Here is a 6,100-nt window from a genome sequence, read left to right on the forward strand (position 1 = left end):
CGTTCATGTACGCGGAACGGGTCGTCTCTGGCATGCGCCCTACCGGGCGACTGCATCTTGGGCATTACCACGGCGTTTTGAAGAACTGGGTGAAGCTGCAAGACGAATATCCCTGTTTCTTCTTCGTTGCCGACTGGCACGCGCTGACCACGCAGTACGATGAACCGCAAACCATCGCGCAACACACGTGGGACCTCATCATCGACTGGCTTGCCGCCGGGATCAACCCGAACCAAGCCACGATCTTCATCCAATCGCGCGTGCTCGAACATGCCGAACTTCATCTCCTCCTTTCGATGAGTACGCCGCTCGGATGGCTGGAACGGGTTCCCACCTACAAAGATCAGATCGAAAAGCTCTCCCACAAAGACCTTGCCACCTACGGATTTCTGGGTTATCCGGTGCTGCAGGCAGCAGACATCCTGATCTATCGCGCCAATCGGGTTCCCGTGGGCGAAGACCAAGTGCCGCATATCGAACTCACACGGGAAATCGCTCGCCGCTTCAACCATTTTTATGGCCGTGAACCGGAATTTGAAGCCAAAGCGCTCGAAGCGGTGAAAAAACTGGGTGGAAAGCGGGCCAAGCTCTACCTGGAGTTACGCACCCGTTACCAGCAAAACGGTGACGACGAGGCGCTCGCGCAAGCCAAAGCGATGTTGGAAGAGGCGCAAAGCCTCACGTTAGGGGATCGGGAGCGGCTGTACGGTTATCTTGAAGGGCGGCACCGGTTGATCCTCGTCGAACCGGAAGCGCTTTTGACCGAAGCGGCGAAAATGCCTGGCCTCGACGGACAGAAGATGTCGAAAAGTTACGGCAACACGATCGCTCTGCGCGAAGAGCCCGAAATCGTCACCAAAAAAGTGCGCACGATGCGGACCGATCCTACCCGTGTGCGTCGGACCGACCCCGGTGAGCCAGAGCGATGCCCGGTGTGGCAATTCCATAAAATCTACACCGACGCCACCTGTCACCAATGGGTCCAAGAAGGGTGCCGAACCGCGAAAATCGGCTGTCTCGAATGCAAACAACCGGTGCTCGACGCGATCCTCAAGGAGCAGGCGCAGTTTCGCGAACGGGCACAACCCTATCTCGACGACCCGTCGCTCGTGCGCGCGATCGTCGCCGACGGCTGCGAAAAAGCGCGTAAAGTCGCCCAAGAGACGATGCGTGACGTCCGCGAAGCGATGGGAATCGACTACACCTAATGTGAGACCCACCGTGCCGACCTCTGCGGTGAACGCAACGCTTTACGAAACGCACCATCCGGTTGCGCGCCTCTACGGCGCGCCGCTTGCGGAGCTTCCTGAAGATCTCTATATCCCCCCGCAGGTTTTGCGCCTCTTGCTGGAAGCATTCGAGGGCCCTTTCGACCTCTTGTGGTTCCTGATCCGCAAGAACCGGATCGATTTGCGAGACATTCCCGTCGCGAAGCTCACTGAGCAGTATTTGGAATACGTCGCAACGATGAAGGCGCTCGACCTTGATCTGGCTGCAGAGTACCTTGCGATGGCAGCGACCCTCATCGCGCTCAAAGCGCGGCTCCTTCTGCCACGCGCTGCGGAGGGAGCAGCGGGCGAAGAAGCGCCGGAAGAGGATCCGCGGGCAAGGCTCGTCGCGCAACTTTTGCGTTACGAGCAGTATCGCCAGGTGGCAGAGACCTTGGATCGACTGCCTCGCGCCGGTCGCGATTTCACCTGGACGCATCCTGTCGAAGTGGCAGAACCGATCGCCCCTCCGCTACCGGTACCCACGCTCCAGGCGCTGGCGCGCGCATGGTGGGGGCTCCTGGCGCGGCAGGATGAGCGGCGTCCCCACGAAGTGGTCGAAGAGCCGCTGACGGTCACCGTCGTCAGTCAGGCACTTGTGGAGACGCTTCGGCTGGCGCGCCGACCGCTGACGTTCTCGGAACTGTTGCCCCCCTCCGCGGAGCGACGCTACCTGGTCACGGCGTTTTTCGCATTGTTGGAACTGACACGTCTCGGCGCGGTGGACCTGACCCAAGACGAACCCCTTGCGCCCATCGTCGTCGCGCTCACTGAGTCCGCAGACGAAGCGCTCGCTCGTTTGGCTCTGGAAAAGGGGAATGGATAATGCAGCGCACCCAAGAACCTTCCGCTCATTGGCCGGTACGCCGGATCCTCGAAGCGATTCTTTTCGCTGCCGATCGGCCGCTCACCATCGCGGAACTCCGCCAATGTTTCGATCCTGATCCCGGTAGCGACATCATTGCGTCGGCGCTTGCAGAATTGCAACGGGAATGGGAAGGGCGGGCGCTTTCCCTCGTGTGCGTTGCAGAAGGGTGGCGTTTTCGCACCGTTGCGGAGGTTCAACCCTACCTGGCCCGTCTCTTTGCGCAGCAAAACAGACATTTGAGCCGCGCCCTGCTCGAAACCCTCGCGATCATCGCCTATCAAGGCCCCGTGACGCGCGGAGAGATTTCGGAAATTCGGGGGGTTGAACTCTCGCCCAACTTATTGCGACAACTGGAAGCGCGCGGGTGGATCGAGATCGTCGGCCATCGGGACGGTCCGGGGCGGCCGGCGTTGTGGGCGATCACACCGCGTTTGTTGAGTGATCTCGGCCTCAAGAGCCGTGACGAACTCCCTTCCTTACCCGAAGTCGCTGCAGAGCATGCGGCCAAAATCAGGAATGCCATCGACCCATGACACGCAATCATGCCCTTACCGCCCATGACGGTGCCGCCTCAGCGCCAGCTGCGCAACCGGGAGAGCGTCTGCAAAAGGTGCTTGCTCGATTGGGGCTCGCGTCGCGCCGAACCATCGAAGAATGGATTCGCGCTGGGCGCATTCGGCTCAACGATCGCCCCGCCCAACTGGGTGACCGAGTGAAACCCGGAGACCGCATCAAACTGGACGGCAAACTGATCGAATGGCGCCGCGCAACGGCGTTTCCGCGGGTGATTCTCTACCACAAACCCGAAGGAGAGCTCGTCACGCGCGACGACCCAGAAGGGCGTCCCACGGTTTTCGATCGCTTGCCCGTTTTGCGACGCGGCCGTTGGCTCGCGGTGGGGCGGCTCGACCTCAATACCTCTGGTTTGCTGATCCTTACCACCGATGGGGATCTCGCCAACCGCTTGATGCATCCCCGCTACGGGTGGGAAAGGGAATACGCTGTCCGAATTCTGGGCACTTTGGCCCCCGAAGATCAAACGCAATTGCTCGAGGGCATCGTGCTCGAGGATGGCCCTGCCAAGTTCAATACCCTCGTCGATATCGGTGGCCAGGGAGCGAACCACTGGTATCGGGTAACCATTGGCGAAGGGCGTAACCGCGAAGTGCGGCGGATGTTCGAAGCGCTGGGGTATACGGTCAGTCGCTTGATCCGCGTCCGTTATGGTCCGATCGCGCTACCGCCCCGACTCAAACGCGGCATGTGGCTAGAGTTGCCGGCAGAGGAGGTCTCTCGCCTCTTCGGTATTCCCTTGCCCAAAGGGTTGGCAACGGCTGCGAAACCGCGTATCCCGCGTCCGCGCGCATCGCGTCCCAACCGTTCGTCCGACAACAAAAAGAGAGGAGGATAGACCATGGCAGATCGCCGTTTGCGTGTTTTCTATACCGTCGTCAAATCGGGCTCCTTTACCCGTGCCGCGGAACGGTTGGGTATGACGCAACCTGCGGTGACCTTTCAGATCAAACAGCTCGAAGAGCACTTCGACACGACGCTCATCGATCGCAGCCACCGCAAATTGCGCTTGACCCCTGCAGGCGAGATCGTCTTTGCCTACGCCGAGCGGATGATCCTGCTCGATGATGAACTCGAGACCCGAATCAGTGAATTGACCCAAGAATTACGCGGACCGCTTACGATCGGTTGCTCAACGACGCTTGCCGCATTCTGGGCGCCGCGTCTTATCGAAGAGTTCAAGCGGCGTCATCCCAACGTGATCCCGCGCCTGATCGTCGGGAACTCGGAATTGACCCAGAACCGGGTCGCGAACCGCGAACTCGACATGGGAATGATCGAAATCGTCGCCGATGATCCCCACATCGAAGAGATTCCCGCTGGGCGCGACGAATTGTGGGCGATCTTTGCACCGGGTCACCCACTTGCAAAATCGGGGAAAAAGCGGGTGACTGCGCGCGAATTGGCGGAATATCCGTTCATCCAGCGCGACCCCGGCAACGCGATCCGCGAATTGGCCGAGCAGTTTTTCGAAAATGCGGGTATCGACCCCACGTCGCTCAATATCGCTGCCGAAATCGGGACTCTTGCCGGCGTCAAACACCTTGCGGCAGCGGGGATTGGGGTCGCGATCGCATCACGTGCCGCGCTGCTTGAAGAGATCCGTGCCGCTGACTTACGGGCCCTTCCGCTCGACCCACCCTTGTATACCCCTTTCGTGATCATCATCCCCAAAGACAAATTCCGTTCGCGAAAAATCAACGTCTTTGCCGAATTTGCCAAAGAGCGGCTCCAAGCCATGGAGCGCTCGCTGCCCAAAGCCGAATTCTTCTTTGGAAGTTGAGCAAGGCGCTTCCTGCGGGTGATGGCCAAACCGACGACCCAATTCCAATGCCGCCAATGCGGTGCCGAATACCCGCGTTGGCAAGGGCGATGCCTGCACTGCGGCGAATGGAACACTTTAGAAGAGGTCAATGCGCCCTCGCGCGGGGCAAGCGGCCGGGGCCGTGCCACCACGCCGCAATCCCTCACAGGGAGCGTATCAGCGGCGGTCGTCACGGTCGACGCGGTCCACCGCCAACCGCTTCAGCGGATCACAACCGGATTGTCGGAATGGGATCGAGTTTTGGGCGGCGGGCTCGTGCCGGGGGGTGTCGTCCTGCTCGGTGGCGACCCCGGCATTGGCAAGTCGACCCTGCTCTTGCAGTGTCTGGGGGCGCTCGAAGCGGCAAAAAATGGACCAACCCTCTACGTGACTGGGGAGGAGTCCCCGGAACAGGTTGCGCTGCGTGCCGATCGTTTGGGATTGGGGCAAATTGCGCTGCCGCTTCTTGCCGAAATCGAAATCGAACGGATCCTTGCCACGCTCGAGCAACAAAAACCGCGTGTCGCCGTGATCGACTCGATCCAAACCCTCTACACCCAGAGTCTCACCTCAGCGCCGGGTTCGGTGAGTCAAGTGCGGGAATGCGCCGCACTGCTCACCCGCTTTGCCAAAACGACCGGCACTGCGATCGTTTTGGTCGGTCACGTGACCAAAGAGGGCAGTTTGGCAGGACCACGTGTCCTGGAACATATCGTTGACACCGTCCTCTATTTCGAAGGGGATCCCCACGCGAACTTTCGTTTGATTCGCGCGTTCAAAAATCGCTTCGGTGCCGCGAACGAACTCGGTGTCTTCGCAATGACCGATCGCGGGCTCAAAGCAGTGGCGAACCCTTCAGCGATCTTTCTCTCCGAACATCGCCCAGACGTTCCCGGCAGCGTCATTTTGCCGACAGTCGAGGGAACCCGTCCGCTCTTGGTCGAGATCCAAGCGCTCGTCGATCCGGTGACCAGCCCCAATCCCCGGCGCCTTGCCGTCGGCTTGGACAGCAACCGACTGGCGATGTTGCTTGCGATCTTGCATCGCCATGCTGGGGTCGCCACCACCCAATGGGACGTCTTTCTCAACGCTGTGGGCGGCGTTCGCATCGTAGAACCCGCGGCGGACCTTGCCGTTGTGGCGGCGATACTCTCTTCGATGCGCAACAAACCGCTTCCCATTTCGCTCGTAACGTTCGGTGAAATTGGCTTGGCGGGTGAGATTCGTCCAGCACCCAGAGGACAGGAACGCCTTCGGGAAGCAGCGAAATTGGGCTTTCGCCTCGCTTGGGTTCCGCGAGCGAACCGCCCCAAACAACCGATTCCGGGGATGGACGTGATTGCGATTGAACAGATCGGGGCGTTGACAGAACTCATACAGAACGATTAGAATTCCTATTCCAACGCTACGCAACGCGAGGTAGCACGCTCCAAAAAGCGTCACGGCGCTGCGTAGAAGAAGTTGACGGGGTGGTGCTTGATGTGTTAGAGTTCCGCTTCTGTCGCGAGGATGTTGGTTCTTTGACAATTTGGGATAGCCGATAAGTGTGGGCGCCTTTGAGTGGGTGTGCGTCTGCTTCGGTAGATG

At 59.8% G+C, this 6,100-nt stretch carries 6 protein-coding genes; all 6 read left to right on the forward strand.

Annotation, left to right across the window (positions count from 1 at the left end):
- Window positions 1-5 precede the first annotated feature (5 nt).
- The 6 genes from KUL93_RS09490 to radA are packed head-to-tail and all read left to right on the forward strand — an operon-like array spanning window position 6 to window position 5,902.
- Window positions 6-1,208: a tryptophan--tRNA ligase gene (locus KUL93_RS09490; RefSeq protein WP_217126813.1), complete on the forward strand. Its 1,203-nt coding sequence runs from the start codon at window positions 6-8 to the stop codon at window positions 1,206-1,208.
- Window positions 1,209-1,221: 13 nt separating this feature from the next.
- Window positions 1,222-2,094: a segregation and condensation protein A gene (locus KUL93_RS09495; protein ID WP_217126814.1), complete on the forward strand. Its 873-nt coding sequence runs from the start codon at window positions 1,222-1,224 to the stop codon at window positions 2,092-2,094.
- Window positions 2,094-2,669, forward strand: a complete 576-nt coding sequence (gene scpB, locus KUL93_RS09500) for an SMC-Scp complex subunit ScpB (RefSeq protein WP_217126815.1) — start codon at window positions 2,094-2,096, stop codon at window positions 2,667-2,669. The genes KUL93_RS09495 and scpB overlap by 1 nt, the downstream gene beginning before the upstream one ends.
- Window positions 2,666-3,547: a 23S rRNA pseudouridine(2605) synthase RluB gene (rluB, locus tag KUL93_RS09505; RefSeq protein ID WP_217126816.1), complete on the forward strand. Its 882-nt coding sequence runs from the start codon at window positions 2,666-2,668 to the stop codon at window positions 3,545-3,547. The genes scpB and rluB overlap by 4 nt, the downstream gene beginning before the upstream one ends.
- Window positions 3,548-3,550: 3 nt before the next feature.
- Window positions 3,551-4,492 (forward strand): LysR family transcriptional regulator, encoded by a 942-nt coding sequence (locus KUL93_RS09510; protein ID WP_217126817.1) that lies wholly within the window; start codon window positions 3,551-3,553, stop codon window positions 4,490-4,492.
- Between the two features lie 21 nt (window positions 4,493-4,513).
- Window positions 4,514-5,902: a DNA repair protein RadA gene (gene radA, locus KUL93_RS09515; RefSeq protein ID WP_217126818.1), complete on the forward strand. Its 1,389-nt coding sequence runs from the start codon at window positions 4,514-4,516 to the stop codon at window positions 5,900-5,902.
- The last annotated feature ends 198 nt before the right edge of the window (window positions 5,903-6,100 follow it).

It is taken from the genome of Hydrogenophilus thiooxidans (assembly GCF_019049855.1).
GTDB classification, from domain to species: domain Bacteria; phylum Pseudomonadota; class Gammaproteobacteria; order Burkholderiales; family Rhodocyclaceae; genus Hydrogenophilus; species Hydrogenophilus thiooxidans.